The sequence below is a fragment of the Shewanella sp. 11B5 genome, from assembly GCF_002836795.1.
GTDB classification, from domain to species: Bacteria; Pseudomonadota; Gammaproteobacteria; order Enterobacterales; family Shewanellaceae; genus Shewanella; species Shewanella frigidimarina.
The window spans coordinates 1-2327 of record NZ_PJAP01001090.1; the positions used below are offsets into that span (position 1 = coordinate 1).

Sequence of the window (2327 nt, forward strand, 5' to 3'; positions counted from 1 at the left end):
TCATCATTGCGGCCTTAATTACTAAACATCAAAAATGGGGCGTGCTGTGGCACGACTGGTTAACCTCGGTTGACCACAAAAAACTCGGTATTATGTATATCGTATTAGCGATGGTAATGCTGGTCCGTGGTTTTTCTGACGCGATTATGATGCGAACTCAGCAAGCACTTGCCACTAACGGCGCTGCGGGCTATTTACCACCAGAACATTACGACCAAATCTTCACAGCCCACGGCGTGATCATGATTATCTTTATGGCAATGCCATTTATGATTGGTTTAATGAACTTGGTCGTGCCATTACAGATTGGTGCCCGCGATGTGGCGTTCCCATTCTTAAACAACTTAAGTTTTTGGCTAACGACCTCTGGCGCGGTGTTAATTAACATATCGCTAGGACTCGGTGAGTTTGCTAAAACCGGTTGGGTAGCTTATCCGCCATTGTCTGAGCTGGCCTACAGCCCGGGGGTGGGGGTTGATTATTATATCTGGGCCTTGCAAATATCCGGTATCGGGACAACCTTAACCGGGGTGAACTTTATCGCCACTGTGTTAAAAATGCGTGCGCCTGGCATGAAGTTAATGCAAATGCCTATTTTCACTTGGGCTTGTACTTGGGCTAACGTGTTAATCGTTGCATCGTTCCCCATTTTAACCGCTGTTTTAGGCATGTTGACCTTAGACCGTTATTTAGATTTCCACTTCTTTACCAATGACGGTGGCGGTAACGCCATGATGTACATCAACCTGTTTTGGGCTTGGGGTCATCCTGAAGTATACATTTTGGTATTACCGGCTTTCGGTATTTTCTCTGAAGTGTTTTCAACCTTTACCTCAAAGCGTTTATTTGGTTACACCTCAATGGTGTGGGCAACCGGTGCGATTTCGGTGCTTGGTTTTATTGTGTGGTTACACCATTTTTTTACCATGGGTTCAAGCGCTAACGTTAACGCCTTCTTCGGCGTAATGACCATGGTGATTGCGGTGCCGACCGGGGTAAAACTGTTTAACTGGCTATTTACTATTTATCGCGGCCGTTTACGTTTTACCGTGCCAGTATTGTGGTCTTTAGGCTTTATGGTGACCTTCACCATCGGCGGCATGACCGGGGTATTGTTAGCATTACCTGGTGCCGATTACGTACTGCATAACAGCTTGTTTTTAATCGCCCATTTCCATAACACCATTATTGGTGGTGCGGTATTTGGCTACATGGCGGGGTTTGCCTACTGGTTCCCTAAAGCGATGGGGTTCACACTCAATGAACGCTTAGGTAAGGCATCATTTTGGTGCTGGCAGATTGGCTTCTATGTGGCCTTTATGCCGTTGTACGTGCTTGGTTTTATGGGCATGACACGTCGTATTAACCACACCGACAACCCAGCGTGGAACTTCTGGCTTTACTTTGCCGTAGTCGGCGCATTTATCATTCTTGTGGGTATTATTTTACAGTTTGTCCAATTGTATGTGAGCTTCCGTGACCGTGAGCAAAACCTGGATACCACAGGCGATCCATGGAATGGCCATACGCTTGAGTGGTCAACATCTTCACCCCCACAGTTCTATAACTTTGCCCAGTTAGATCCTGTAACTGACATTGATGCGTTCACCGACATGAAAGAAAAAGGCACTGCCTACCAACGTCGTGAAACCTATCAGCCAATTCACATGCCTAAAAATACTGCCAGCGGTATTGCTATGGCCGCGTGTATTACGGCCATGGGCTTTGCTGCTATTTGGCATATTTGGTGGTTAGCCATTGTCGGGTTTGCCGGTACGTTTGTGTTGTTTTTACTGCGCGCTTACGACAATGACGTTGACTATTTCGTGCAGCCAGATGAAGTCGCACGGATTGAAAATGCACACTTAGATAACGTAGCAAGGGGCCGATAATGAGTATTGCTATTCAAGCAGATTTACACGTGGCTCACGCTGCAGATCACCATGATGAGCATCATGACACTAGCGGTAACACCTTGTTCGGTTTTTGGATTTATCTAATGACCGACTGTATTTTGTTCGCCTCTGTGTTTGCGACTTATGCGGTGTTGTTTATGAACACCGACGGTGGTGTGTCGGGTAAAGATATTTTCGAACTAGACTTCGTGCTTATCGAAACCGCCGCCTTGTTGGTCAGTAGTATTACTTATGGCTTTGCCATGATTTGCGCAAGACACCAAAAGAAAGCAGCAACTTTAGGCTGGTTATTAATCACCTTCGCTTTAGGTTGTGTGTTTATCGCGATGGAAGTGTACGAGTTTCATCACTTAATTGAACACGGCAATGGCCCAGATCGCAGCGCCTTTTTATCAGCATTTTTTGCCTTAG

At 46.0% G+C, this 2327-nt stretch carries 2 protein-coding genes; both read left to right on the forward strand.

Annotation, left to right across the window (positions count from 1 at the left end; genetic code table 11):
- Positions 1-2 precede the first annotated feature (2 nt).
- Positions 3-1892 carry a cytochrome o ubiquinol oxidase subunit I gene (cyoB, locus tag CXF78_RS20620; protein WP_102037809.1) on the forward strand — a complete coding sequence of 630 codons (1890 nt, stop codon included), beginning with the start codon at positions 3-5 and terminating at the stop codon, positions 1890-1892.
- On the forward strand, positions 1892-2327 hold a 436-nt coding region (locus CXF78_RS20625), incomplete at its 3' end, for a cytochrome c oxidase subunit 3 family protein (protein WP_102037810.1). The genes cyoB and CXF78_RS20625, both read left to right, overlap by 1 nt.